Origin of the sequence: Caulobacter sp. KR2-114, from assembly GCF_049446115.1 — a bacterium.
Taxonomy (GTDB): domain Bacteria; phylum Pseudomonadota; class Alphaproteobacteria; order Caulobacterales; family Caulobacteraceae; genus Acaudatibacter.
Map to the genome: position 1 here is coordinate 287,353 of NZ_JBMSEC010000001.1, position 24,981 is coordinate 312,333.

The following is a 24,981-nucleotide window of genomic DNA, read 5'->3' on the forward strand; positions in this document are numbered from 1 at the left end:
CCCCGCCTCTCCCTCTCCTCGTCCAAGGATTCCCGATGCGACGTCTTCCGGCGCTTGCGCTTGCCTGCGCGCTTGCCTTCCACGGGGCCGCTGAGGCCCGCCCATTCACCGTCGACGACCTGCTGAAGCTCGAGCAGCGCGGCCCGGTGCAGATCGCGCCCGGCGGTCGCTGGGCGGTCGTCCAAACCTATGCGTCCTGGGACCAGGCGGCGACCTACGACCTCGACTGGTGGACGACCTACAGCCTGGGCCGCCTGCAGCGGGTCGACCTGCAGAGCGGCGCCGTCCAGCCGCTGCTCAAGGCGGAGGCCGGCTCGGGATACGTCGCCGGGCCGATGTCGCCGTCCGGCGCGCGGATGGCGGTCAGCCGGATGACTGGCCATGTCTGGGAGCTGGGGGTGGTGGTCCTGGCGACGGGCGAGGTGCGCTGGCTCGGCCTCTCCCCTGAGATCCCACAATGGGGGCGGGAGATCGCCTGGCGGGGCGACGATGAGCTGCTGGTGATCGCCCAGGGTCCCAACCCCGTGGGCCACCGGCTGGGCCTGGGCTGGCAGGGTCAGGCACGCCTCACCGAGGCCTGGGCGAACGCCGCGGCCGGACGGCTCTCGGCCACGGTGCTCGGCAGCGGCCGCTACAGGACCCTACGCCCGAAGGCCACGCCCCGGCGGCTGGTGGACATCAGCTTGTCGACGGGCCGGCTGCGGGTGCTGGCCACCGGCGACTTCTTCGACCTCGAACTGGCCCCCGACGGCCGCAACGTCGCGGTGATGGGCAACGGCGACGATCTGCAGGAGGTCACCGGGCCCACGACCACCGGGACGGAGCTCTACAGGCGCTGGCTGATCCTGGTGGATCCGAGCTCGGGCAAGGTCGTCGAGCCCTGCCCGAGCTGCGACGTGATGCAGGGGCTGCTCAGCTGGTCTGCGGGCGGCGAGCGGCTGCTGATCTACGCCCGGCGCGGCGGCGGCTGGGAGAGCGGGGGCTACGAGGTGATCGACGCCCGATCCCGCACGGCCACGCCCGCGCACGCGCCTGGTCTGCGGCCGTCCCTGGTGAAGAAGCACGACAATGGCGTCCGCGCCGTCGGGGGCTGGCTGGGCGACCAGCCGGTCATCTACGCCCGGCCGTCCGGCGAAGGCGGCCGGCCCGACTGGTACGCCCTCTCACGCGCCGGCCCAAAGTCATTGACCGAAGGGTTCGCCACCCCCTCGCCCCGGCTGCTGGCGATGGATGCGGACAGCCTGGTGGTCAGCGACGGCGACGCCGTCTGGCGTGTCGGCGCCGATGGCGCGCGTCACCGGATCGCGGAACAGGCCCACGACCTGACCCCGTTGAGCTCGGCGACCGAAATGGACTCCGAGCGCCTTGCGCTGGCCCCGCGCCCTTCCACGGCCCTGGCCGTCAGGTCCGCCCAGGGATTGGCGGCTTTCGCGCGGCCCCAGGGGGCTCCGTTGCCGCTGCACGATAGGGAGACACCGCTCGCCGTCGACAGCCCATTCCGCTCGCTGATCGTCTCGCGCAAGGACGCCCATGGCGTTGAGCGGCTGACCCTGCGCCAGGCGGGCCGCGCCGACCGCGAACTCCTGGTCCTGAACCAGGACTACGCGGCGATCGACCCACCGCAGATCCTTCCGATCCACCACCTGGGACCGGACGGCCAGGCGCTCACCAGCTGGCTTTACCTGCCCGCCAACCTCAAGGCTGGCGAGAAGCCGGCCCTGGTCGTCATCCCCTACCCCGGCGACGACTTTCCCGAGCCGCCGGCGGAGCAGGCCCTGGGATCGTTCCGCTTCCACGCCAATGCGCAGGTGCTGGTCGGCGCGGGCTTTGCGGTGCTCATGCCCAGCCTCCCCTATGCGGCCCATCGCGAACCGATGGACGGCCTGGCCGACCAGGTGCTGGCGATCGTAGACGCGGCCGGCGCCCAGGCGCCGGTCGATACCGATCGGCTGGCGCTCTGGGGCCACAGCTACGGCGCCTACACGGCGCTCGCCCTGGCCACGGAAAGCCCCCGCTTCAAGGCGATCATCGCCAGTTCCGGGGTCAACAACCTCACCAGCGCCTATGCCGGGCAGCTTCCCTATCAGTACCTGGTCCCGGAAACCGGCCTTTCGATCATGGGCTCGTCGGGGTGGATGGAGACAGGTCAGGTGCGCATGAACGCGCCGCCCTGGAAGGATCCCGATCGCTACCGTCGCAACAGCCCGATCACCTATGTCGATCGCATCACCGCCCCAGTGATGCTGATGCGCGGCGATCTGGACGGCGACGTCACCCAGGCCGAGCAGATGTTCACCAGCCTCTACCGTCAGAACAAGGACGCGATCCTGGTGATCTACCACGGTGAAGCTCATGTGGTGGTCAGCCCCGCCAACGTCCGGGATGAGTACGCCCGGGCCTTGGCCTTCCTGGCCGAGCACGTCGGCCCGCCGGCCGGCATCAAGCCTCGACCCGGGTCGTGACGGCGGCTGCACGCGCGGCCAGGATCTGGGCCTGCCACCAGCGGGTCCAGGCTTCCAGCAGCACCGCGATGGTCAGCTCCCCGGAGTGGTCGAACCAGATCAGGTGATCCCGGTGCAGGATCGGCTCCAGCCGGCTCCGGTCGATCAGGCCTTCGGCGGCGAGCAGCCCATCCATCAGGTAGTCGCGCAGGAAGGGGATATTCTCCGCCATGCTGCGGGCGAAGAATACCGACAGGTCGCCCTTCCACCGGCGCTCACGAACCGCAGTGGGCAGACGATCGCCGTAGGCTGCCCGGGCGAACGGCCGGTCCAAGGGGCCGATGGCGAGCATCGGCGCGGGGATCGACAGGCAGACTTCGACGACCGGCTGGCTCATCAGCGGCTGCAGCAGCCGCCCGCCCCTGGCCCTCAGGCTATCGCCGAACATGCTCTGGTTGTTGGTGAGGGCCTGGATCTGCAGCTGCTTGGCCGGACTGACGCCGCCGAGACCCTGCAGCCAGGGATGGCGATCGCCCGACGGGCCAGCCGAGGCCGCGCGATCCGAGAGGAAGGACACGCCCGGGTGAAGCGGCACGGGCTGTCGCCAGGTCCTCAGGGCCTCGACCACCAAGGTCGAGACCGGCGATCTCATGCGCCGCGCCAGTCTCGCCCAGGCGACGGGCGACGTCCGCGAGATCCCCAACCCGCGCAGCAGATCGCCGGCCAGGGCGGCGCCCGCCATCTGGAAGAAGACCGCATCGCCGCCCTGGCCGGTGAACAGGGCGTCCGCGCCGCCGGCGGCAAGTCGTTCGGCCATATCGGCATCGTAGGCGGGGTCCGCGGCGCTGAAGCTGGGCCGCGCTGAGCAGGCCACCTTGGCCAGGGTTTCAGCGTCCAGGCTGAGCAGGCCGTGAGCCCGCTCCGTGAGCACGAGACCTGCCTGTTCGGCGACAGCCCGGGCGAAGACCCGTTCATCGGCCTCGGGCTGGGGCCAGTAGTGATTGATGGCGCCAATGACCGGGGCCCGGGCCTTGGTGAGCGCCGCCAGCACAATGGCGGAGTCGAGTCCGCCCGAGACTTCGCAGAGGACCCTGGTGCGCCCCTCCGCCCACGCTGCCACAGATCCATCCACTGCGGCGGCCAGCTGCACCGGTCGGACGTCCGGGCGAAGCGCCTTCACGCTGGCGAAGTCGCCAGGCCGCCAGAGGCGTAGCTGTCGCCCGTCGCTGCACAGCAAAGCGCCAGGGTCGACGCCGCGGACGCCCTTGAGCGGGACCGTCACGCTGGAGAGGTTCTTCTGCCGCAGCAGGCCGGCGAGCGCGGTCCAGTCGATCTCCAGCCCCGTCGGCGCACAGGGTCCCGCAGGATCCAGCTGCGAGGCCGCGACGGACACCCCATCTCGCGTCCAGGTCAGGCATTCCAGGGCGCCGAGGGGGTCGCGAAAGACGTTCGCACCGCCCTCGCGGTCCGGCAGGATCGCGACATAGGCACCCCAGCACTGGGCGATCAGGTTCCGGGCGACCTCGATTGGGCTGCCGGCGTGCGCCCGACCGAGTTCGGCGGCCTGTCCGCGCCCGCCCAGGGCCGCCTGCTTGTCGAACGCCGATCCGATGACGACGCCGGCCTGGCCAGGAAGCTGGACGCACGGCAGCGGGGTGTCGCGATCGAGGTAGACCGCGAAGGCCGGCCGGTTGACGACCAGATGCAGCCTCGCGTCCGCCGCAAGGCCCGCCTTCAGATGGAGGGCTGACGCCGCTGCGGCGGGGGGCCAAGCCAGGACAAGATAGCGGGTCACCGGGTCACGCCACCATGATCGGGGAATAGGCGGCCAGACGTTCGAGATCCTCATCCAGCGCGGTGTGGCCGACCTGCAGCCAGCAATGGGCGCTGAAGGGCCAGGTCCGCACCCCGAACACCCACAAGGCGTCGAACCCCCGGGACCTCAAGAAGGTCCGCAGGTGGTAGCTGCGCAGCAGACACTCCCCCTGCAGCGGAAGCCACGGCCGCATCTGCTCGAACTGCTCGACAGCTTCGATCAGTTGGGGCTGCGGCTCCGCCAGGGCCTCCCGGTCGGCGCTTCCTTCCAGAAGGTCAGCGAAGCTGCGGCGCGGAAATCGCCAACCGACCCGCGCCGTGACGGCGAGCGCCGCAAGCCATGTCTTCAGGGGCAGCCGCCCCCGCGCCGCTAGATGACGGCACGACGCTGTCGGCCTTGGCGGCAGACTGAGACGGCCGGGGGTGGGTTCGGCGGAGAGAAGGCCGGCCTCGAGCAACTGGCGCGCGGTCTCATCCTGCTGGACATGGGCCTCTCCATCCGGACCGAGACTGATCACCTCGCCGCCACCGCCGAGACAGAAGTAGGCGTCCGTGGTCACGTCCAGGAAGACGAGATCGCCAGCGATGTCGACGGCATGGACTGCGCTGGCAAGGAACAGACGCATGGGCGATCCTGAGAGGAGAAGAAGGCCCGGGCCGGGCTTGGCCAGCGCCGAGCACGGGCGGCCGGCGGAGAGATGGCTGGCGAGGGTCGGCGCGTCCGAGACGCGCCGACCGCCGTTCAGGCGTAGTGCTCGATCGGGTTGTCGAGCTCCGGCACGATTCCGGGGCCGCCGGAACGGGTCAGGATCTTGGCGCGACCGACACGGACGAGCCTGGTCTTGCAGGGAACGGTCATCATGACCTCCTGTCTGGCTGGATGAAGGTTGATCGTGGTGGGGACCGCAGAGAGGGACCGACGGCCCCTCCCCAGAACCGCCGGGCGGGGCGCTAGGAGTAGCGCTCCATGGGATTGGTGAGCTCGGGGAAGATGCCCGGCCCGCTGGTGCGGGTCAGCACCTTGGCGCGGCCGAGGCAGACCAGCGTGGTCTTCAGGGGAGCAGTCATTGTAGCCTCCTGGTTTGGATGATGTCGCAGGCTTGCGACCCCCAAAGCAGGCGATCAGGGCGATACATATTCAAGGTATATTTGGTCTATATTTCTACCTTGAGCGGCAGCAAGAATGGCGCTCACCGTGCGGACCCGCCGGCGATAGTAGGCCCGTACCTCGCGCGCGGACGCGGCCGCCCCCCCTTCGAGCCGCAGCCGCCCAAGCTCAGCGTCTAGATCACCCAGGACGCTAGTCTCCGCCTCCCGGAAGGGCGCCAGGCGATTCCACAGGTTGCGACGCGCCGCCCAGAAGGCGCGGCTCTCGGGCATCCCCAGTCGCGCCAGCGCCAGCTCGGTCCGCTCGACATGACTGTCAAGCGACGGCGCCTCGGCCGTGGGCGGCCACGCGGCCAGCGGGCGTCGCTTTGAACTCAGGGCGGCGAGCGCATAGATCTCGTCCAGGCTATAGAGGTCCGCGAGGCTGGCGGCGTCGTGCCGTGGTGTCACGTAACCGGTGGAGGCGCGTTCGATGAGCCCCTCCCCCGCCAGCCTCGCCAGGGCCTCCCGGACCGGCGTGGAGCTAATGGCCAGATCCGCCGCCAGCCTGTGGACGTGCAACGGTTGGCCGTGGCCGAACGCGCCGGCGCGCAGGCCGCGCGTCAGGCGGGCGACCGCCCGATCATAGGGATCGCGGTCCCGGCTCACGGTGGCTCCCTCGAAAGGCGAGAGGCTGAAACCTCGGGGGTCTGCCTGTCGAGGGCTCCATCGATTTGGCGGGCCCGGCACGGGCCGAATCCCTGCGATCCGCAGAAATTCCAGGGGATCTGGCAAGTTCTCTGCGGGCGAACCCGCGCCAAATCATGCCCAGCGCCCTGTCGAAACGCCGAAGCTTCCCCAAGGGAAGCCCAATTGGCCAAACCCAGGCCAGATAAGGCGCGGAAGGCTGATTGACCGCGGACGGATCATTGATCTGTCCGCGCGTGGACTCCAAAGTGATCAAGCGTAAGTTGATCCGTGGGCGGTACGGGGTGCGTATGCCGAGGTCGCCATCTCTCAGTCTCGCAAGGCAGGCCCGGCTTCTCTCCACCATCATCAAGACCATCCGCCTGGAGCGGAGAATGAAGTCCGTCGAGGTGGCCCAGCGCATGGGGATCGCCCTGAGGACCTATGAGGACTTCGAAGCCGGTCGCGGAAGCCTGGATCTGGAGAAGGTGCGCATGTTCGGCCTGGCGACCGACACAGATGCGGCGGCCATCACCTTCGGCCTCCTGTTTGGCTCCAAGGAGACCGCGCTTCGCGCCATGGACAACAAGTTCTCCAGTATCCTCTGGGTGGCGCTACAGGAGTTCGAAAAGGAAGCCGGCGAGCAGATTTCCATCATCCCCGGCAGGTTCTTCCTCGAATCCCTGCGCCACGCCTTCGTGAAGATGAAGGAGTATCTGGAGAAGCGGGACACCAGCGCCGAACGGTGGCTGGAACTCGAAATCCAGCGCCTGCACACGCCGGAGGGCGAAAGCGATTCCGACTGACGCTCACTGGAATGCAAGCGCCGACGCGCCGAAACTGCGGCCCAATCTCTGTGCCCCCGAGGCGCATAACCACTTGCACGCCTCGCGAGATTTTTGCATCTTCCGGGCGTCCCACCGTCTCGCCCCCCGAGAGCGCGGACAGCGTAGAGGCCCGGCGATTGCACTCGCCGGGCCGAGCTGTCTCCTGGGAGCGGATGCTCAGCAAGCCCGTCGCGGGCGAGCGGCCTCGCCCTCGCAACTCACCCGCTCATGCTGCCAGGAATTGAGATCCGCAGGCATCTGGCGATCGCCATCGCAGTGGGCCTCTCAGTCCTAGGATAATCTCAGGACTGAATAGCGCGCCACAGCGGCTGTACGGTGGAGCCTCAACAACATGAAGAGGTTCCATGAAAGCCGCAGTCCTCAAGGAATTCGGCGCGCCGCTCGCGATTGAGACGCTACCCGACCCCGAGCCGATGGCCGGAGGCGTGGTCGTCGACGTCGTGGCGGCGGGTGTCACGAGCTACGCCGCCAACGTGTTCAACGGCTCGCGCAACTACGCGCTCGAGCTCCCGGTCGCGCCAGGCGCCGGCGGTATCGGGCGGATCCGCGCCGTGAGTCCGGACGCCACGACGCTCAAAGTCGGCGATTGGGTGTTCTGCGAAGCGACCGTCCGCTCGCGTGACAACGCCGCGGACAGCATCCTCCAGGGCTGGACCTATCGGACGGCGGCGGCCCTGCCCCTGCACCGCCTGTACCACCATGGCTCCTACGCCGAACGGATGCTGGTCCCGACGGAGAACGTCACGCCGCTCGGCGAGATCGAGCCCGCCGAGGCGGGACGCTGGACGGCGCTTGGCCGGCTGCTTGTGCCCTTCGGCGGCTTGATCGCGGGCGACCTCAAGGCAGGTGAGACCCTGGTGATCAGCGGCGCCACCGGAGGATTCGGCGGGGCGGGCGTTGCGGTGGCGCTGGCCATGGGCGCCGGTCTTGTAGTCGCCACAGGCCGCAACCCGGGCACGCTGGACGACCTGGTCCGCCGCTTTGGCCCACGGGTAAGAGCGGTGCGCATGAGCGGCGTCGAGGCCGACGACCTCGACAACATCGTCAAGGCGGCGGCAGGCCCTATCGACATGGTGCTCGACTTCCTGCCGCGCGAAGCAACCGCGGCGCAGGTGCAGGCGCCCCTGGCCACGGTCCGTCACGGTGGCCGCATCATCCTGATGGGCGGGGTCCGGTCAGAGCTGGCGTTGAGCTACAACGTCCTCATGCACAAGGAGCTGACGGTGCGCGGCGCGTGGATGTATTCGCGCGAGGCTATCCCGCGCATGATCCAGATGATCCGGGCCGGCCTGATCGACTTGTCCCAGTTCGAGCTGACGGAGTTCGCGCTGAGCGAGGCCAACGACGCCGTCGCCCACGCCGCTGCGAACGCCGGCCCCCGTCAGCTGACCACAATCCGCCCCTAGGACCTGCCCCGTTGGCGGCGCCCCTGGAGCGCCGCCAACGGCGGGACCATCCCAGCCTGGTCCTCGTCGAGGGGACGTTGCCGCCGGTCAACGATCTGGGGCGACAGGGCGCGGCATCACCGCCTCCCACCACAGCCGCGAACCGCTTCGCGTAGGGGTCGCCGAGCGCCTCCCGGCCGCCTCATGGCTCTCGCGCGGGGGCGCCCAGCGTCGCTCGATTGCGCAAGGCCTCTCCAGCGTCGCCGGCCGCCTTAGCCAGGGAAATCTTCAGCGCGATCGCCGGACTCAACTCCCCACGAGGGTGATCGCTCACGACATTCATAATAGAAGATAAACTTGCAAGTTTACCTGCCATATTGCAGGGTCGCGCCATGAAAGAAAAGGCGGACCCCTCCCTGGACATCGTGGCCACGGACCTCACGAGCGCGATCGGGCGGCTGCTCAGGCGGCTGCGCGGACTGCGCACCCAGGCCAATCCGAACGCCCTCGCCCTATCGCAGATGGGGGCCCTGGCTCGCCTTGAGCAAAGCGGATCCATGACGACCGCCGATCTGGCGCGCGCGGAGCTGATGAAGCCGCAGTCGATGGGGGTCATCCTCGCGAGCCTCGAACAGGAAGGGCTGATCGCGCGGCGGCCTCACCCCACGGACCGCCGACAGATTCTGTTCACGCTGACCGAGACTGGAACGGCCGCGAGAACCCGACACCGCTCCGCCAAGCGGGACTGGCTGGTCGGTGCGCTCGCCGAACTCGACCCGGCCGCCCTCAAGACCCTGACCGACGCCATCCAGGTCATTCGCCGGATCGGCGAATCCTGAGGCTGACGGAAGACGTCCGCCGTGAGCGCGGACGAGCACTTGTCCCCCCGACCCTTTGGAAGGTCTCCATGCCCGTATCCCAGCTCGATCCCAGAGCCGCGCTGATCGTCGTCGATCTGCAGAAGATCATCCTGTCGATTCCCAGCGTCCATCCGGTCGCGACGGTGGTGAAGAACTCAGCCAACCTCGCGGCGGCCTTCCGGCGCCGCGGTCTGCCGGTCGTCCTCGTGAACGTGGTCGGGATGGCGCCAGGAAGGACGGAACGGGCACAGGCGGGCGGCGCTCTGCCGCCCGACTGGGCCGAAGTGCTGCCGGAACTGGATCCGCAGCCGCAGGATCATTTCGTCTCGAAGAAGACCTGGGGCGCCTTCACGGGCACGGACCTGGAGACCTACCTGAAGTCGCGGGGCGTCACCCAGGTCGTCATCTGCGGCGTGGCGACGAGCGCGGGCGTCGAGTCGACGGCCCGCCAGGCGCACGAGCTCGGCTTCAACGTGGCGCTGGCGGTGGACGCCATGACGGACTTGAGCGCGGACCCGCACGCCAACAGCGTCGGCGAGATCTTCCCCAGGCTGGGCGAAACCGCCACGACGCAGGAGATCATCGCGCTTGCCTACGCTCAAGGCTGAGTCCGGCCATTCCGAAAGCGCCGGGACGCCCGGCTCGGCGAATCCCTCCGGACACGACCGCCTCGATCCGTCGGTGTGGAGGATCTGCGCCGTCGCCCTGTTCGGCGCCCTGCTGGCGCAGCTCGACGCGACCATCGTCAACGTCTCGCTGTCGCCTCTGGCGACCTCGATGAGATCGAGCCTTTCGACGATCCAATGGGTGACGAGCGGCTATCTGCTGGCGCTCACCCTCGTGCTGCCCCTGAGCGGATGGCTGGTCGACCGGGTCGGCGCCAAGGCGCTTTACCTGGGCTGCTTCTCCGCCTTCACCCTCTCATCGGCCCTGTGCGGCCTGGCGTGGTCGGCGCCCTCGCTGATCGCCTTCCGCGTCCTGCAAGGCGTCAGTGGCGGCCTCCTGGCGCCCATGACGCAGATGATGGTCGCCCGGGCCGCGGGGTCTCAGATGACGCGCGTGGCCGGCTATATGGCGCTCCCCGTCCTGCTGGCCCCGGTGCTCGGCCCCGTCCTTGCTGGGGTCATCCTGCAATACGGCTCCTGGCGCTGGCTCTTTCTCGTCAACCTCCCGGTCGGCGTCGTGGCGCTGCTGCTGGCGTTGGCGTTCCTGGCCAGCGACCGGCACGAGACGACGCCGCGGACCCTGGACTGGCTTGGCCTGGCGCTGCTCTCTCCCGGCCTGGCGATGGTGCTCTATGGTTCGGAGCGGACCGGCCAGGGCGCGGGCCGCGCCTTGCTTGTCGCGGGCCTTGCGATGATCGTCGCATTCCTGTGGACGGCCCGGCGAAAGGGCGACGATGCGCTCATCGACCTGCGCCTCTTCAGGGGCAACGTGTTCTCCACGGCCGCCGTTATCCAGTTCCTGTCCAACGGCGCTATGTTCGCAGGGCAGATGCTCATCCCCGCCTTCCTCATCCAGGCGTGCGGTCGCAGACCCGCCGACATGGGCTGGATGCTGGCGCCTCTGGGGATCGGGATGATGATCACCAACCCGCTGATGGGGATGCTGACGGCGAGATTTGGCATTCGCGACGTGTCCGCGGGCGGCGCCCTCCTGGCGCTCGCCGCCACGACACCCCTGGCATATCTCGCTATGCACGGCCTCGATCTCGCCCTGCTCATGCCGGCGCTCCTTTTCAGGGGCGCGGGGATGATCGCCGTCGGCCTGCCCTCGCTGAGCGCCGCCTATGCCTCCGTCAGCCGGCAGAAGCTGTCGATGGCGACCACCTCGCTCAACATTGTCCAGCGGCTCGGCGGCCCGGTCATGACGACGCTGTGCGCATCCCTCCTGGCATGGAAGTCTGGCCCCGGCGTCGCGGGGCCCACGGCGTCGCAGGGCTACGCCTGGGCCTTCCTGCTTCTGAGCGCCCTGCATGCCCTTACCTTCCTCATGGCGAGCCGGCTGCCCCGGCGACTGGAAGACGTCACCCTCAGCGCCTGAGCGACCGACCACCGCTCCTTGCGGCCCGCGTAATTTGCCGGACGGCGAACGGTATCAAGCGGGCGGGCCATTGCGCCGTCCGGATCGACCCGCAGGGCGTGGGCGCCTGCACGGGCAAACGGGCCGACCGGCAGGGATTCCATCACTATAGCACCGCTATAGACATCCGCTATAGCGCCGCTATACTGGGCTAATGGATACTCGCATTGTCCTGCTCGAAGCCGCCTTGAAAGTTCTCGAGGACGAGGGAGAGGCGCTGTTCTCGACGCGCCGCGTCTGCGCGATCGCGGGGGTGAGCGCACCGACGCTCTACCATCACTACGGCAGCGCCGATGGGCTTCTGAGCGCAGCGATCGCAGAAGCCTTTGCGCAATTTCTCGAAAGCAAGAGGTCGGCGGCGCAATCCAGCGATCCGATTACGGCGCTGCGTGAGGGCTGGGACGACTATGTACGCTTTGCGGCCGCTCGTCCCCGGCTCTACGCGGCGATGATGGGGCGCGTTCTCGGCGGCGGGGACATTCCGGCAGCGACCCAGGCATGGGCGCTGCTGATAGAGCGCGTCGGAGCGATCGCTGCACAGGGACGGCTGGCGCCCCCGCCGGCGGAGGCCGCCGATTTGTTGTGGGCGTCCGCCAACGCCGCATCGCTGCTCTTTGTCACCGCCCGGGTCCGCGAAACACCTGAGCCGGCGCCGGCGACGCTGGAGCGGATCCGCGAAGGCGCGATGCGCGCCGTCTTAAACGCCGAACCGAAAGGGCTGGCGCCATGAGAATCCTCGTGACCGGGGGCACTGGACTGCTGGGCGCTCGTGTCATCCAGAAGCTGGCAAGGGACGGCCACGCGGTGTTCGCCCTCACACGCTCTGCTTCGTCTTACGGCAGACTGGAGGCCATTGGTGGGACGCCGGTCCTCGGCGACCTCGAAGATACTGCGCCGCTTTCGTTGCCGGCAATCGAGGCGGTCGTCCACGCTGCGGCGATGTTCCGCTTTTCTGGGCCACGTGAACCGTTCTTTCGTGTCAACGTCGATGGCGCCGCCGCGTTGCTGACGGCGGCGGAGGCCGCCGGCGCACAGGCTTTCGTCCATATCAGCGCGGCCGGTATCATCATGGACGAGGCTGGCGCGCCCGTTCGAAACGCCGACGAGAGCGCGCCAACGTTTCCGGACCACTTCTGCAGCTATCTGGCGAGCAAGGCGCGAGCCGAGGCGCTGGTGCTGGCGGCGAACAAGCCTGGCTTTCGCACCATCGCACTGCGACCGCCCGCGCTCTGGGGCCCGGGAGATCCGTTCAGTCGGGCGCTGCCCGAGGCCATTAGGTCCGGGCGATTCGCCTTCGTCGATGGCGGCGAATATCCCTTTGCGACTTGCCACGTCGACAATGCGGTCGAGGCCATAGAATGTGCGCTTCAACGGGGAGAAGGCGGTCGAGCTTATTTCATCGGCGACCGGGACAAGCAGACATTCCGCGCGTTCGTCTCCTCGCTTGCGAGTTTGCAGGGCCTGTCCGTCGAGACGCTGGGTTCGATGCCCTATTGGCTCGCGTCGGCCGCTGGTCGATTGCTCGACCTGATCTGGGCTGTCACGCGTAGGGACGGAGATCCACCTATTTCGCGTTCTATGATGCGCATGATCGGGCGGGAATTCACGATAGACGACGCTGCCGCACGCCGCGAGCTGGGATACTTTGGAAGGACCTCACGCATGGATGGCCTGCGAACTTACGCCGCCACCCATGGTTAGCGCTCAATCAGAAGCCCGCCTGCTGGCGCCACTGGCTCACCGAGAAGGACTCTTCTGCGCATTTCGCGGCCGCGCATGACTTGCACCCAACTCCGACACCGATATCTGAAAGGGTTGCGCCGATGCCCCACGCCCGCCGGCGCCTGACCTGTCACGGTAACTGCCCGCTACAGCTGCCCCGATAGCCAGAGCGCGACCCGTCCGGCGACCTCGTCACTGTTGCGGTCCATCATCAGCATGTGGCTGTTGCCGAAGACGCCTTCGCCCGGCAGGTCCAACAGGTCCACCTGGCCCCCAGCCTGCCGCAGAGCGTCAGCGAACCTCTTGAACGCCGTCTCGCGTTGGAAGTTGTCGCCGTTCACGAGGAGGATCGGCGTCCCGGCCAGCCCCTGAAAAGGATAGTCCGCCTCCGGCGGCAGCACAGGCTCGAGCAGCACCAGAGCCTTGAAGGCGTCCGGGCGGCGGACGGCGAGGTCCAGGGCATAGAGGCCCCCCTGGCTGTGGGCGATGACGATGGCCGGAGCGCTTTGCGCGAGCAGCGCGTCATAGGCGCAGATCGCCCAGGCGTCCGACTGGCGGCTCCCCCAGCGGGCCACGAACTGCTTGAGGAAGATCTCCGCGGCCTCGACCGGAAACTGCAGGCCCGCGAACGCCTGCCGCAGCGCTGGATCGGGGTGATAGCCGCCGGGCGGTCCGAAGCGGAACATCCACCAGGCCATCTCCAGGGTGCGGTGCCAGGGCGCCTCGGCGTTGATCTCCGGATAGGGCGCCCAGGACGCCCGGCCCCGCTCGGGCGCATCGACAACGGTGACGTCGAAGCCCCGGCGCAGGAAGAAGTTCAGCCATCCCGGGCGCCCGTCCGGAGTCGTCTCCCAGCAGGCGCCGCTGAGGCCTCCCCCATGCCACAACTGCACGGGGAAGGGCCCGTCCGGCCGGCTCAGCTGGAACGACTGCAGATAAAGCTGACCGACCGCATAGGCGCCGTTGGGATCGATCTGCCGCGGCGGCGCCCCACGGATCGTCGGCAGCTGGCGTATCGGGAGGCCCTCCAGGCGAAGGATTTCTCCGCCGACGAAGGCGCTGCGGATGCCTCGAAGCTGGATCGTCTGCCGCGGGGGCCGCATGGTCGCCACCTCAGAAGTGGGCCTTCAACGCGACGTAGAAGCGCCGGCCCAGCAGGTCGTAGGTGTAGGGATCGGTGGCGTAGTTGCCGACGATGTTGTTGTTCAGCACCGGCGGGTCCTTGTCGAACAGGTTGACGATCCCGGCCTGCAGCTCGAGCCCATGGCGAACCTGCCAGGCCGCGTCGAGGTCGAAGTAGCTGACCGACGGCACGCCGTGGGCCGTGCCGGTATTGCCGACGTTGCTGGCGTTCTTCATCCCGTCGATGTAGCGCCAGTGCAGGTTGGAGGTCACCGGGCCGACCTGCCAGGACATCGTCGCGGCCCCTTTCCAGGTGGGATGGGCGTCGGCAAACTGGTCGATCTGCACGTTGCCGATGGCGCCGGCGTACTGCAGGGACGGCCCCTTGGGCAGCGTCTGGATATGGAAGTCGGCCAGGTAGTTGGCCACCAGGCTGAAGGTCACCGTCCCGTACTTCTGGTCCAGGCCGATGGCGTCCAGCGGGATGGACCAGTCCGCCTCGAAGTCGACGCCGGACGTGCGATAGCCGCCCAGGTTCAGCTCCGGATTGACGATGTTGATGATCTGGCCGGTGTTCGGGTCGCGCGAGATCAGCTGGCAATAGTAGTTGCTGTTCGACAGGTCCGGATTGATCGCCGTGTTGAAGCACTGCGAGGTGGCCACCGTGTTGGTGACAATGCCGATCGCGTGGGTCACGTTGATGTTGTAATAGTCGATGGAGCCGCGCAGCCGCGACAGCAGAGGATTGCTGAAGCGCGAGGTGAACACCGCCCCCACCGAATAGGTGTTCGAGGACTCCGGCGTCAGGGACGTGTTGCCGGAGGTGACGTTGGGGGTGCGCGGCGTCGTATTGGTGAAGTTGTCGACCAGGTTGCCGGGGACCCCCTGCGCCAGGCAGAGCGCCCGCACCTGGGCGGTGCTGGCGTAGCTGGACTTGCGGTAGGCGCCGTTGACGTCGCAGGGATCCCCGGAGCCGAACACGCCAGGCGCGCCGAGGGCGAGCAGGCCATGCGTCTGGGCGGTGTAGAGCTCGCCGACGCTGGGCGCGCGCGTCGCGTGGGCGTAGCCGCCGCGCAGCCCCACCACGTCGCCGAGCTTCCAGTCGAAATCCGCCTTGTAGGTGCTGACGCCGCCGACGGTGTTGTAGTCGGAATAGCGGTAGCCGAGGTCGAGGTTGAGGGCCCGGATGAAGGGCCGGTCCTTCAGGATGGGCGCGAGCAGTTCGCCGTAGAGCTCGGTCACGTGCTCTGATCCCGACGACGGCAGGATCGGCAGGTAGTTGGCCAGGTCGCCGCTCTGAATCTCCGCGTCGGGGCTGTAGCTGTAGCTGTTGTTGCGATAGTCGACGCCAGCGGCGAAGCGAAGCTCGCCCGCGGGCAGGGTCATCACCCGTCCCTGGGTGTCGAACTCGACGATCTGCTGGCGCAGGGTCGTCAGGTTGGTGGCGTTGCGCTCGAAGTAGTTGATGCAGCCTTGCGAGATCGGCTGCGCGCCGAAGGGATTGTAGCCGCCCGTGCACAGGCTCTTGCCGCCATCGGCGGCCTGCAGGAGCGTGTTCATCGCCGAGGTGCTGTCGTAGTTCAGCTGGCGCTGCGTCTGCTGGGTGGCGCCGACGCTGACGTAGCCGTTCCAGGTGAGGTCCGCGGCGTCCAGCCGGCCGCTCAGCCCGGCCGTGAGCTGGTAGACGTTGTACTGGTCCTGCTCGTGGCGATTGCCGACCGGAGCGGGGTTCACCGCCAGGCCGAAGTTCGCCGTGGGATTGGGCCGCGAGGCCAGCAGGGTGGCGAGGTCGGCGGGGATGAAGGGGTTGGTGACGGGGATGCTCAGCGGCGCGCTGGTGGCGCCGCCGACGACGACCGGCGGTCCCTGGGTCTGGACGGAATAGGTGGTGTAGAGCCCGTCGACATAGGCGCGGACGTTGCTGGTCAGCCTGTATTCCGCGTGGCCCACCACATTGTAGCGGGTCAGCGGCACCTGGGCGAGGAAGGTGTCGCCGGCGATGGTGTAGAAGTTGCCGTTATAGAACTTGAACGGCGGCGCGGTCGAACCCTTGTAGTTGTAGGAGGGGGCCGACGAGAACAGGGTGCCGTCGGCGTTGAACGAGAGGACCGCGGAGTTCTTCACCGTCCCGGCGGCGTAGCCGTATTTGGCGAAGAGGGCGTTCATGGCCGACTGGCTCGGCAGGTTGCTGGCCACCACGTTGAGCAGCGACGTCGGCGTGTTGGCCGTCAGCACCTGGCCGGAGAGGTAGCTGCGATCCGTGAACGCCACGGCGTCCCGGTCGGCGTAGTTGAGGGACACATAGGCGTTGCCCCGGTCATCGGCGAAATTGCCGCCGACGATGAGGCTGAGATCGCGCGTCGCGCCATCGCCGCGGCCGGTTTCCCCGTAGCGGGCGTCGACCTCCACGCCGGAGAAATGTGGCTTGAGCTTGATGTTGACCACCCCGGTGACGGCATCGGACCCGTAGACGGCGGAGGCGCCGCCGGTGATGACCTCGATGTTGTCGACGAGCGCCGTGGGAATGGTGTTGAGGTCCACGGTGCCGTCGGCGCCGGACGGCTGCATGCGCCGCCCGCCGACCAGCACCAGGGTGCGTTGCTGCCCAAGGCCACGAAGATCCACGCTCGCCTGGCCGGCGCGCGAGGTGAAGTTGGCCTGGCTGCTGGCGGACGAGGCGATCTGCGGCAGCTGGTTGAGGCTCGTCTCCAGCGTCGACGAGCCGCTGGACGCCAGCGCCGGGGCGCCGAGGGTGACCATCGGCGAGTCCGAGACATAGTCGCGGCGCATGATGCGCGTGCCCGTGACCACCACCTCCTGGACCGATTGCGGTTCCGACGGGGCGGGCGAGGCCGGCGGGGCGCTCTGCGCCAGGGCGTCGGCGCCGAACATGCTGATGAGGGCGCCCAGTCCGTAGACGGCCGCCGGCGTGGAGACACGCATAGAGATTTCCCTCCCGAATATCGATAATTATCGTCGACGTTGAATCGTCGTCGCTCAGCATTCTGACGACAACCCGCTGCGTCAATCTCGACGCGATTTGTCGATATTCGGGGCCCCTGCCGTCTCCGCGCGGGTTGGCGGACGAGAAGCAGATCGTCCGCCTGACGCACCGCAGGAAACGCCTATTCCATACATCGACACTTCTCGTCGAGATTGACGACACGGAGAGAGTCCGCGAGCTATGCGGCCGTCGGCGACCTCAAGCAGCGCCGCGGGAGGAATGAGTGCCGATCTACAAGCTGGAACACGGCGATCCCGATCGCCGCGAGGCCGTCGCCCAGTGGCTCTGGGGGCTCGACCTGGTCTCCGCGCCGGTGCGCGAGCAGATCGTCACCGCCTGGGTCACGGCCTGGACGTCGAGCCCGTTCATCGCCCTGGAAGAGATGCCGTTCTCAGCCCTGGCCCCGCGCTACCGACTCAAGGCGCACGTCAACGACGTCACCCGCACGGGGATCGATCTGGCCCGGCGGGCCGTCGAACAATGGGGCGACGCCATCGACTACGACGTGCTGGTGCCGGTCCTGGCCCTGCATGACGTCGACAAGCCGCTGATGTTCAGCCTCGACGGCGATGCGGTGGGATATGCGCCGCTGGCCCGAGAAATCCCGCACGGGGTCGTCGGGGCGATGTTGATCAAGGACCTGGACTTCCCGGACAAGGTCGTCAGCACGGTCGCCACCCACGCCTCCAACGCCCCCTTCCACGGGCGCAACCTGGAGGCCTTCCTCTTGCATTACGCGGACTTCTTCTCCGCCGACCACGTCCTGCTGCACGAGGGCGCGGGACACACGCCCTTCTACCAGCGGCATGGCCGCTAGCGGCGCGCGGCGCCGCCCGTTCAACGCATCCGTCAGGAGAGATCTGCTTGTCCGAACCGCTTGAATGCCGCTTCGTGGCCGCCACGGGCGTGCTGGGCGTTGGCGTGCACGAGGAAAGCCTGCGCGAGGCGATGACCCGCAGGCCGCACTTCGTGTCCGCAGACGCCGGGAGCACCGACGCCGGCCCGTTCGCGCTGGGCCTGGGCGTGGGCGCTTTTCCGAGGGAAGCGATCGCCGAGGGCCTCGCCGTCATCCTGCGGCACGCGCGTCCCGCCGGTGTGCCGGTGCTGATCGGCTCGGTCGGCACGGGCGGCGCGGACGTGCACGTCGACACCTTCATGGAGATCGTCGCCGAGGTCGCCGCGGCCGAACGGCTCGACCTGCGCGTTGCGGTGATCAAGAGTGAGCAGGACGCCGAGCAGCTGGCCGCTTGGCTGGCCGCCGGCCGCATCACCGCCCTGGACCCGGCGCCCGCGATCGATGCCGATACGCTTCGGCGCAGCACCCGCATCGTGGGGATGATGGGGGTCGAGCCGCTGCAGGCCGCCCTGGCGGAGGGCGTCGACCTGATCGTCGCCGGCCGCTGCAGCGATCCGGCGCTCTACGCGGCCATGCCCATCGCCATGGGCCTGCCGGAGGGGCTCTCCTGGCACGCCGGCAAGGTGGTCGAATGCGGCGCCTCGGTCTGCGAACGGCCGGGGCCCGGCGTCATCTTCGCGACGGTGCGGGCCGACGAGGCCATCATCAGTCCAATCGGTCCGGGCCTGCGCTGCACGCCACAATCCGTGGCGGCGCACAGCCTCTACGAGAACGGCGACCCCTTCTTCTTCAAGGAGAGTTCCGGCGAGCTCGACATTCGCCAGGCCACCTACGAACAGGTGGACCCGGTCAGCGTCCGGATCCGTGGCAGCCGGTTCAGCCACGCCGAGCGCCCGACAGTGAAGCTGGAGGGCGTGCAGCTCGCCGGCTACCAGACGATCCTGGTCGGCGGCGTCCGCGACCCCTTCATCCTGGCCGACTTCGCCAACTGGATGGACGGCGTGAAGCGGCGCGTGGCCGGCTCGGTCGAGCGGGTGTTCGGCGCGCCCCTCGAGGCGTTGGGCGGCCGGATCGACTACCACTTCTACGGGCTGAACGGGGTCATGGGCGATCTGGAGCCCGCGCCCCCTGCCCTCCCCCACGAGATCGGCATCGTGGTGGAAGCCACGGCGGCGGACCAGGCCACCGCCACCAAGCTGGCGCAGATGACGCGCCAGCCGCTGCTGCATCATCCCATCGGCAAGTGGAAGGGCTCGATCACCGGCTTCGCCTGCCTGCACAACCCGGCGCACATCGAACGGGGGCCGGTGTTCCACTTCAACCTCAACCACGTCGCCTGGCCGGAGACGGCCACGTCGATGTTCCGCACCACCTTCCACGACATCACCGGGGCCTGATCGATGACGCAACTCTCGGACCTCGCGGCGATCATCCGCAGCAAGAACGCCGGCCCCTTCGTGCTGACCTTCGACATCCTGTTCGCCGATGAGGAGAGCTACCTGCAGGTCAAACGCTCGGGCGCCCTGAGCGCGGAGACCTTTGCCCGGCTCTATCGGCTGCCGGTCGGGACCGTACGCTTCTTTGAATGCGACCTGGCGCGCGCCTTCAAGTTCACCATCCCGCAGCCGATCACCCAGGGGGGCTTCGGCGCCGCCGACCAGCACGGCGGCCAGCAGTTCGCACCCCTGATCGACGTGCCGATCCCGGACGCGGCCTGAAGCCGGCGCGGAAGGCTCACGATGCACAACGACACCGAGGCGGTCGGCGCGCGCATCGACGCCCTGGCCGGATCCTGGCGCCTCTGGCGGTGGATCCTGGCCATCGCGGTGGGCGGCTTCTTCGAGATCTACGATCTCACCCTGACCGCGCCCCTGTCGGCCGGACTCGTCAACGCGGGGGTCTTCAGAACGGGGCACGCCGGCCTCTTCGGCCTCGCCGACCAGGCCACCTTCATCGCCGCCACCTTCCTGGGCCTTTACCTGGGCGTCATTGGCTTTTCGGCCTTCGGCGACCGCCTGGGCCGGCGCCGGGTCTTCGCCTACTCGCTGATCTGGTACGCGGCCGCGACCCTGGTGATGGGTCTGCAGAGTGAGGTCGTTTCCCTCTGCTTCTGGCGGTTCGTCGCCGGCATCGGGGTCGGCGCCGAAGCGGTGGCCATCGACTGCTTCGTGGTGGAGATCACCCCGGCTCGCCTGCGCGGCCGCGCCTTCAGCCTCTCCATGGCGGTGCAGTACCTGGCCATTCCGACGGCGGCCTTCCTGGCGGCCTGGCTGATCCCCCTGGCGCCCGCAGGCGTCGCCGGATGGCGCTGGATGACCCTGGCGCCGGCGCTGGGGGCGGCCGGCTTCTGGTTCGCGCGTCGCAGCCTGCCGGAATCCCCCCGCTGGCTGGCGGCCCGCGGCCGCGCCGAAGAGGCCCACCGCATCCTGGACGGGCTGCCGGCGCAGCGCCGCCATCCTGGCGAGGTCACGGCGACGCCCGCGGCGCCGGTCACCACCACGCCGGCGACGCGCCGCTACCTGGTGCGGGCGACGATCATGATGCTGGTCTACTTCAACCTGCAGAACGTGGCCTACTTCGGCTTTTCCAACTGGCTGCCTACCCTGCTGCAGGCCCAGGGCGCGCCGCTGAAGAACAGCCTCCTCTACAGCGCCGGCGTGTCGCTGGCGGCGCCGCTCTCGCCGCTGCTGCTCCTGCTTCTGGCGGACCGGTTCGAGCGCAAGCACCTGCTGATCGTCGCCGGCCTCGTCTCCGTCGCCTGCGGGCTCGCCTTTGCGGGCGCAAGGTCGCCCATGGGGTGGATCACCTTCGGCCTCGGCCTTGCGGTCGCCAACACCATCCTCAGCGTCAGCAGCCACAACTACCTGAGCGAGCTCTACCCCACCGAGATCCGCGCCCGGGCTGCGGGCTTCGTCTACTCCTTCACGCGACTTGCCGCGGCCGTCAGCGGCTACATCATTGCCGCCATCCTCGATGCCGGCGGCCCCGGCCAGGTGTTCGTCGCGATCAGCGGCTTCATGATCGCCGCCCTCGCCGCGGTGGCCTTTGCCGGACCGCGGACGCGCCATCGCACCGTCGAGCTGCCGGCGACCGCGCCATGAGCTAGCCGGGTTCCGGGAGCGAGCCCCGGTAGTTCGCGGTCGGCGGGGTGACCATGCCCGCCTCGTACTGCTCGATGGAGTGGGCGACCCATCCCGCGCAGCGCCCCAGGATATAGAGCACCTTGCCGTCCGGCAGGCCGATGAGGCGCGCCAGCAGGGCGTTGATCAGGGCGAACCCCGGATGCAGCCCCATCCGTTCGCGGACCATGTCCATGGCCTGGGTGGTCTTCACCAGCAGCGGATGGTCGCCGAAGACCGCCGTCACGGAGGCCAGCAGCGCTTCGGCTCTCGGATCGCCCGCCGCATAGGGTTCCGGGGATTCAAAGCCCGGCGCCTTCTCGCCCATCTGCAGGTGGCGCAGGATCGCCGCATGCGGATCGCGGCTTTCGGCGATGTCCGATAGAAGCCGGCGGATGCCTTCCAGCCGCCCGAAGCTGGTGCGCCGGCCCATGACGATCGCCAGGCCGGCGAGGACCGAGCGGTACGGGGAGACGCCGGTGCTGGCCACGGCGCGCACGGCATAGGACCCCGCGCCGAACCCGTGATCGGCGGCCAGGACCATGAGCCGCCGCACCAGGTCCGCCACCTCATCGCCGCCGCCGACAAAGTGCGCCACCTGCTCGTGCAACGGGGCGTCGCTGATCGTGTCACGATCCGTCAGGATCGCGGCGTACCAGCGCATGACCTCCGCGCCCGTGCGACACATGCCGGCGTGACTCAGGTCGTAGGCCAGGGGGTTGGCCTGCTCGATGAACGGCAGCAGGGCGATCGCCTTGTCGATGGACGAGGCGTTGCGCAACACCGCCGACAGCTCGGCCAGCTCCGGCGGCGCATGCGCGTCCGCGGAGCGGAACGCCGACTTGCGATCGACCTTCCAGAGCAGGGCCGCGATGTCTTCGATGCTCTGCGTCTGCGCCAGGCTGATCGCGCTCTGGCCGCGGTAGAAGGGGCCGTCGCTGGTCACAAGGGTGATGTCGGAGTCGTGGCTGATGCCGAAGTGCGCCAGCGACGGGGTGACTGAGGCGCCGCGCGCAACACGATCGATGTCGGGACGCCAGTATCGCCGCTGGCGCGTGCCCGGCGCCTTCTGCGAGCGGATCTGCTTGCGGCTGACGTAGGTGTAGAGCGTCTGCACCGAGACGCCGAGCATGGCGGCGGCCTCCTCGGCGCTGATGAACAGGTCACTGGACAAGGCGGCCTCCCTCTGACCGCACCGTAGTCGATAACGACGAGAACCGTCGACTCCCGTATGAGCCGCATTCAGGATGCGGCCGCGGCCGGCCGGGGCGCCCACGTCAGCAAGTCCTATGAGACCGGCGAGGTCAGTCCTGCGCTCGCGAACCCTCGCCCGCATTGCTCGGGACATCTGACCTCGCGGGAACGTCCCGAACATCGACCGGCCAGAACCCGGCCCTCCCGGCCGGAGCGGCCAAGCATCAGGTCAGCGCAGGTAGTGCGCGAACCAAGCGTTGAACCTCGTCCACTGATCGCGGACAGCCCAGGGGTCGTCCTGCACGTGCGTCTCCCCCCAGTAGCGGATCATCACCGCCGGATTTCCAGTTCGCCGAAGGGCGGCGTAGAGCCGCTCGCTCTGCTCCAGCCGGGTGGGACCGAGGTCGAGGTCGCCCACCGTCAGCAGCAACGGCGCCTTGATGTCCGCGGCGTGGTAGAAGGGGCTGTTGCGTACGTATGCTTCGACCGCCTGCCACGGCGGCACACCCAGACCTTCCTGGCCGTGCTCGACATAGCCGAAGGTCTCCAGCGAGAAGCCGTGCCCGTCCTCGTCGACGAGCTGATCGACGGGCATGCGCGCGCCCCATGCGGCGGCAGGGTCGTAGATGCCGCTCATGGCGATCCCCGCCTTGAAGCGATCCGAACGTTTGCTGAGCACGGAGGCTGTCGAGTAGCCGCCGAAGCTGTGGCCGATGATGCCGACATGGGTCGCATCGACCCAACCCTGGGCGGCCGCCGCGTCGATCGCCGCGACTGTATCGCGGGCAAGGTCGTCAGCAACGTCTCCCGTCGCGCCGCGTCCTGTCGGGGTCGAGGGCAGGATCACGGCATAACCCTGCTCGGCCCACAGCGGCGCGCTGAAGACCGGGGTCACCGCTTCCGCGGGGTGGGCGCTACGCGGGACGTCGGTGGTCATCACCTGGCCGCCGTAGATCCAGACGATCGCCGGCGCCGGACCGCGCTGGCCGGGCGGCAGGAGCACCCAGCCGTCCAGCTGGCGTCCTCCCACCTCATAGGTGAAGTGCTTTCGCTCGCCGAGCGGCCGTCCCGCCCACTCCGGATTGGCCTGGACTACCGTGCGGGCCGCCTCCCCCTTGACGCTCAAGATGGAAGACCAGCCGGCCTCGTCCAGGCGGGCGGCGGCGGCCAGGCTGGGTGAGAGGGCGACCAGACCGTCCGAAGGCGTTTCGAACATCACCTGGCCATCGGTCGAGCGGAGCGCGACCTCCTGTCGGGGCCCGCCGGGGCCTCGGGCCACCACGGCAATGATGTCCCCGCCCGCGCCCAGGTGTCGGATCGCCGGCTTGAACGGCCCGCCGAACGAATTCTCGCCTTCCGCCAGGCCGACCACACTCAGGTCGGGCGCGCTGATGCGGCGGGGCGCCCGCCCCGGCTTCACACCCCACAGGGCGCCGTCCACGGCGACAAAGGCCTCCCCCGCGCCGCCCTCATCGAACCGCGTGATGGACTGCCCGGCGAAATCCGTGAGGGCCGTGACGCCGCCGTGGCCGTCGGCGACATAGAGGCGCAGGCCGCTCCGGCGGGTCTCGCCGTAGTCGAGGTGGGGGTCGGCGTCCGCCGCCAGAACCTTGGCCGTCTCACCGATGAAGGCCGGCCTGCCGTCCACCCAGCCGAGCTGGCGGAAGTTGGCGATCGCGCCGGCGCCGGTTTCGGCCAGGCCGATCTCTGCGGGCACGGCGACGGCGGTCAGGGCGAGGGTCTTCATGTCCACCACGTAGAGGCCCAGGCGATCGTCGGCGCCCCTGGCGCCGACGAGCAGCTTGCCGCCGTCCGGCGACCAGGCCTGGGCGTACTGGCCCGCGTCGACCTCGGGGAAGGCCGCGGCGAGCCGCGCCCCATGTTCGGTCATGCGGAAGACCTGCAGCTCCGCGCGGCGGCCGGTGATCGTATCGAGGGCCCGCGGCTCGCCCTGCTTGAGGGAAAGCACCGCGAAAGCCCTGCCATCCGGGGAAGGCTTGACCGAGGCGAACTCGCCGCGGGCGACGATCTCGGCGGAGCCGTCGGACGGGTCGGCCACCACCAGGCCGCCGCGGGGGGGCTCGGGGTTTGGGACCAGGGGATTGTTGGACTGGACGGTCACCTGCGGCTGGTCGGCGTTCCACGCCAGGCTCCAGCGATGATCCAGGTAGGCCAGGGACGCCGGCCGAGACCAACCGGAGGGCCTGGCGCCCTCCTCGGTGATGTAGACCACCCGAGAGCCCACCCAATCGCCGACGAGCTGGGCCGGCGCGGGCCAGAAGGTGCGGACCTGGCCGCTGGCCACGTCGACATAGCCCAGGGCCTGGCGCCCCTCGCTCGCCTGCATGACCAGGAAGCCCGCGCCGTCCGGGGCCCAGGGTCCCTGCATCTGCGGGGCGATACCCAAGGTTCCGGCGCCGCCGATCTGCGAGATCGCCCCCGTTGATAGATCGGCGACATAGGTCTGGAACTGCTCGAAGGAAATTCCCAGGCCGCGCGAGGGCCGGTCGTTGCGGGTCATGCTGTAGATCAGCCGCCGCCCGTCCGGAGAGAAGCTCACCGCCTCGATCCGGCGCTGGTCCCGCATCACCTCCTCGAAGGTCATCGGCGCCGCCGTAGCCTGCGCCAGGCCGAGTGTGGGGCTCCCCACGGCGGCGGCCGTCATCAACAGCGCCAGCAGGCGCCCCCTGGAAAATGTCGTCATGGGAAGTCCCCTGCCCGCCACGACGCGGCGGGTGTTGCGAGTGGATGGGGTGGCAA

Annotated in this window: 19 protein-coding genes; 12 read left to right on the forward strand and 7 right to left on the reverse strand. The window is 68.8% G+C overall.

The features are described from left to right. Positions 1-35 precede the first annotated feature (35 nt). The gene (locus ACO2Q3_RS01175) at positions 36-2,462 is read left to right on the forward strand and encodes a prolyl oligopeptidase family serine peptidase (RefSeq protein WP_423304534.1); all 2,427 of its coding nucleotides are present in this window, start codon (positions 36-38) and stop codon (positions 2,460-2,462) included. Here ACO2Q3_RS01175 and ACO2Q3_RS01180 read toward each other — a convergent pair. The 3 genes from ACO2Q3_RS01180 to ACO2Q3_RS01190 form a co-directional block, all read right to left on the reverse strand. Beyond that, positions 2,440-4,236: an asparagine synthase-related protein gene (locus tag ACO2Q3_RS01180; protein WP_423304535.1), complete on the reverse strand. Its 1,797-nt coding sequence runs from the start codon at positions 4,234-4,236 to the stop codon at positions 2,440-2,442. The two genes, ACO2Q3_RS01175 and ACO2Q3_RS01180, sit on opposite strands and share 23 nt — an antisense overlap. 4 nt (positions 4,237-4,240) lie before the next feature. Then, positions 4,241-4,882 (reverse strand): lasso peptide biosynthesis B2 protein, encoded by a 642-nt coding sequence (locus tag ACO2Q3_RS01185; RefSeq protein WP_423304536.1) that lies wholly within the window; start codon positions 4,880-4,882, stop codon positions 4,241-4,243. 496 nt (positions 4,883-5,378) lie between these two features. Beyond that, the gene (locus tag ACO2Q3_RS01190; RefSeq protein WP_423304537.1) at positions 5,379-6,011 is read right to left on the reverse strand and encodes a GntR family transcriptional regulator; all 633 of its coding nucleotides are present in this window, start codon (positions 6,009-6,011) and stop codon (positions 5,379-5,381) included. A 287-nt stretch (positions 6,012-6,298) separates the two neighbouring features. Here ACO2Q3_RS01190 and ACO2Q3_RS01195 point away from each other — a divergent pair, with 287 nt between their 5' ends. The 7 genes from ACO2Q3_RS01195 to ACO2Q3_RS01225 all read left to right on the forward strand — a co-directional run bounded on the left by ACO2Q3_RS01195 (position 6,299) and on the right by ACO2Q3_RS01225 (position 12,905). Continuing rightward, positions 6,299-6,835 carry a helix-turn-helix domain-containing protein gene (locus tag ACO2Q3_RS01195; RefSeq protein ID WP_423304538.1) on the forward strand — a complete coding sequence of 179 codons (537 nt, stop codon included), beginning with the start codon at positions 6,299-6,301 and terminating at the stop codon, positions 6,833-6,835. A gap of 386 nt (positions 6,836-7,221) precedes the next feature. Further along, positions 7,222-8,283, forward strand: coding sequence for a zinc-binding dehydrogenase (locus tag ACO2Q3_RS01200; protein WP_423304539.1), 1,062 nt, complete (start codon positions 7,222-7,224; stop codon positions 8,281-8,283). Between the two features lie 371 nt (positions 8,284-8,654). After that, positions 8,655-9,101, forward strand: a complete 447-nt coding sequence (locus tag ACO2Q3_RS01205; RefSeq protein ID WP_423304540.1) for a MarR family winged helix-turn-helix transcriptional regulator — start codon at positions 8,655-8,657, stop codon at positions 9,099-9,101. 68 nt (positions 9,102-9,169) lie between these two features. Beyond that, a complete protein-coding gene (locus tag ACO2Q3_RS01210; protein WP_423304542.1) occupies positions 9,170-9,730 on the forward strand; it encodes an isochorismatase family protein in 561 nt (186 codons plus the stop codon). Next, complete coding sequence (locus ACO2Q3_RS01215) at positions 9,711-11,165, forward strand: DHA2 family efflux MFS transporter permease subunit (RefSeq protein WP_423304543.1); 1,455 nt, start codon at positions 9,711-9,713, stop codon at positions 11,163-11,165. Before ACO2Q3_RS01210 ends, ACO2Q3_RS01215 begins: the two co-directional genes overlap by 20 nt. Before the next feature lie 193 nt (positions 11,166-11,358). After that, positions 11,359-11,934: a TetR/AcrR family transcriptional regulator gene (locus ACO2Q3_RS01220; protein ID WP_423304544.1), complete on the forward strand. Its 576-nt coding sequence runs from the start codon at positions 11,359-11,361 to the stop codon at positions 11,932-11,934. Continuing rightward, positions 11,931-12,905, forward strand: a complete 975-nt coding sequence (locus ACO2Q3_RS01225; RefSeq protein ID WP_423304546.1) for an NAD-dependent epimerase/dehydratase family protein — start codon at positions 11,931-11,933, stop codon at positions 12,903-12,905. Before ACO2Q3_RS01220 ends, ACO2Q3_RS01225 begins: the two co-directional genes overlap by 4 nt. A gap of 167 nt (positions 12,906-13,072) precedes the next feature. Here the strand turns inward: ACO2Q3_RS01225 and ACO2Q3_RS01230 are convergent, their stop codons facing one another. Together ACO2Q3_RS01230 and ACO2Q3_RS01235 are read right to left on the reverse strand one after the other, a co-directional pair. Beyond that, entirely contained in the window at positions 13,073-14,029 is a 957-nt protein-coding gene (locus ACO2Q3_RS01230) for a hypothetical protein (RefSeq protein ID WP_423304547.1), read from the reverse strand. A 10-nt stretch (positions 14,030-14,039) separates the two neighbouring features. Continuing rightward, positions 14,040-16,991, reverse strand: coding sequence for a TonB-dependent receptor domain-containing protein (locus ACO2Q3_RS01235; protein WP_423304548.1), 2,952 nt, complete (start codon positions 16,989-16,991; stop codon positions 14,040-14,042). 284 nt (positions 16,992-17,275) lie between these two features. On the opposite strand from ACO2Q3_RS01235, the gene ACO2Q3_RS01240 reads away from it, so the two are divergent. Genes ACO2Q3_RS01240 through ACO2Q3_RS01255 form a run of 4 tightly spaced genes read left to right on the forward strand, consistent with a single transcriptional unit; the run spans position 17,276 to position 21,009 of the window. Further along, complete coding sequence (locus ACO2Q3_RS01240) at positions 17,276-17,869, forward strand: hypothetical protein (protein WP_423304549.1); 594 nt, start codon at positions 17,276-17,278, stop codon at positions 17,867-17,869. 47 nt (positions 17,870-17,916) lie between these two features. Beyond that, complete coding sequence (locus ACO2Q3_RS01245) at positions 17,917-19,305, forward strand: acyclic terpene utilization AtuA family protein (protein WP_423304550.1); 1,389 nt, start codon at positions 17,917-17,919, stop codon at positions 19,303-19,305. A 3-nt stretch (positions 19,306-19,308) separates the two neighbouring features. Continuing rightward, on the forward strand, positions 19,309-19,626 hold the full coding sequence (locus ACO2Q3_RS01250; RefSeq protein ID WP_423304551.1) for a DUF4387 domain-containing protein: 318 nt from the start codon (positions 19,309-19,311) through the stop codon (positions 19,624-19,626). Positions 19,627-19,647: 21 nt separating this feature from the next. After that, positions 19,648-21,009: an MFS transporter gene (locus ACO2Q3_RS01255; RefSeq protein WP_423304552.1), complete on the forward strand. Its 1,362-nt coding sequence runs from the start codon at positions 19,648-19,650 to the stop codon at positions 21,007-21,009. Between the two features lies 1 nt (position 21,010). On the opposite strand, the gene ACO2Q3_RS01260 is transcribed toward ACO2Q3_RS01255, so the two are convergent. Continuing rightward, entirely contained in the window at positions 21,011-22,201 is a 1,191-nt protein-coding gene (locus ACO2Q3_RS01260; protein WP_423304553.1) for a citrate/2-methylcitrate synthase, read from the reverse strand. Between the two features lie 249 nt (positions 22,202-22,450). Further along, complete coding sequence (locus tag ACO2Q3_RS01265) at positions 22,451-24,925, reverse strand: S9 family peptidase (RefSeq protein ID WP_423304554.1); 2,475 nt, start codon at positions 24,923-24,925, stop codon at positions 22,451-22,453. Positions 24,926-24,981: the final 56 nt, after the last annotated feature.

Bases quoted from the DNA above. Each gene is read 5' to 3' on its own strand.
- ACO2Q3_RS01175 (WP_423304534.1), top strand. From the start codon at position 36: ATGCGACGTCTTCCGGCGCTTGCGCTTGCCTGCGCGCTTGCCTTCCAC.
- ACO2Q3_RS01185 (WP_423304536.1), bottom strand. From the start codon at position 4,882: ATGCGTCTGTTCCTTGCCAGCGCAGTCCATGCCGTCGACATCGCTGGC.
- ACO2Q3_RS01200 (WP_423304539.1), top strand. From the start codon at position 7,222: ATGAAAGCCGCAGTCCTCAAGGAATTCGGCGCGCCGCTCGCGATTGAG.
- ACO2Q3_RS01205 (WP_423304540.1), top strand. From the start codon at position 8,655: ATGAAAGAAAAGGCGGACCCCTCCCTGGACATCGTGGCCACGGACCTC.
- ACO2Q3_RS01210 (WP_423304542.1), top strand. From the start codon at position 9,170: ATGCCCGTATCCCAGCTCGATCCCAGAGCCGCGCTGATCGTCGTCGAT.
- ACO2Q3_RS01220 (WP_423304544.1), top strand. From the start codon at position 11,359: ATGGATACTCGCATTGTCCTGCTCGAAGCCGCCTTGAAAGTTCTCGAG.
- ACO2Q3_RS01225 (WP_423304546.1), top strand. From the start codon at position 11,931: ATGAGAATCCTCGTGACCGGGGGCACTGGACTGCTGGGCGCTCGTGTC.
- ACO2Q3_RS01230 (WP_423304547.1), bottom strand. From the start codon at position 14,029: ATGCGGCCCCCGCGGCAGACGATCCAGCTTCGAGGCATCCGCAGCGCC.
- ACO2Q3_RS01235 (WP_423304548.1), bottom strand. From the start codon at position 16,991: ATGCGTGTCTCCACGCCGGCGGCCGTCTACGGACTGGGCGCCCTCATC.
- ACO2Q3_RS01250 (WP_423304551.1), top strand. From the start codon at position 19,309: ATGACGCAACTCTCGGACCTCGCGGCGATCATCCGCAGCAAGAACGCC.
- ACO2Q3_RS01255 (WP_423304552.1), top strand. From the start codon at position 19,648: ATGCACAACGACACCGAGGCGGTCGGCGCGCGCATCGACGCCCTGGCC.
- ACO2Q3_RS01265 (WP_423304554.1), bottom strand. From the start codon at position 24,925: ATGACGACATTTTCCAGGGGGCGCCTGCTGGCGCTGTTGATGACGGCC.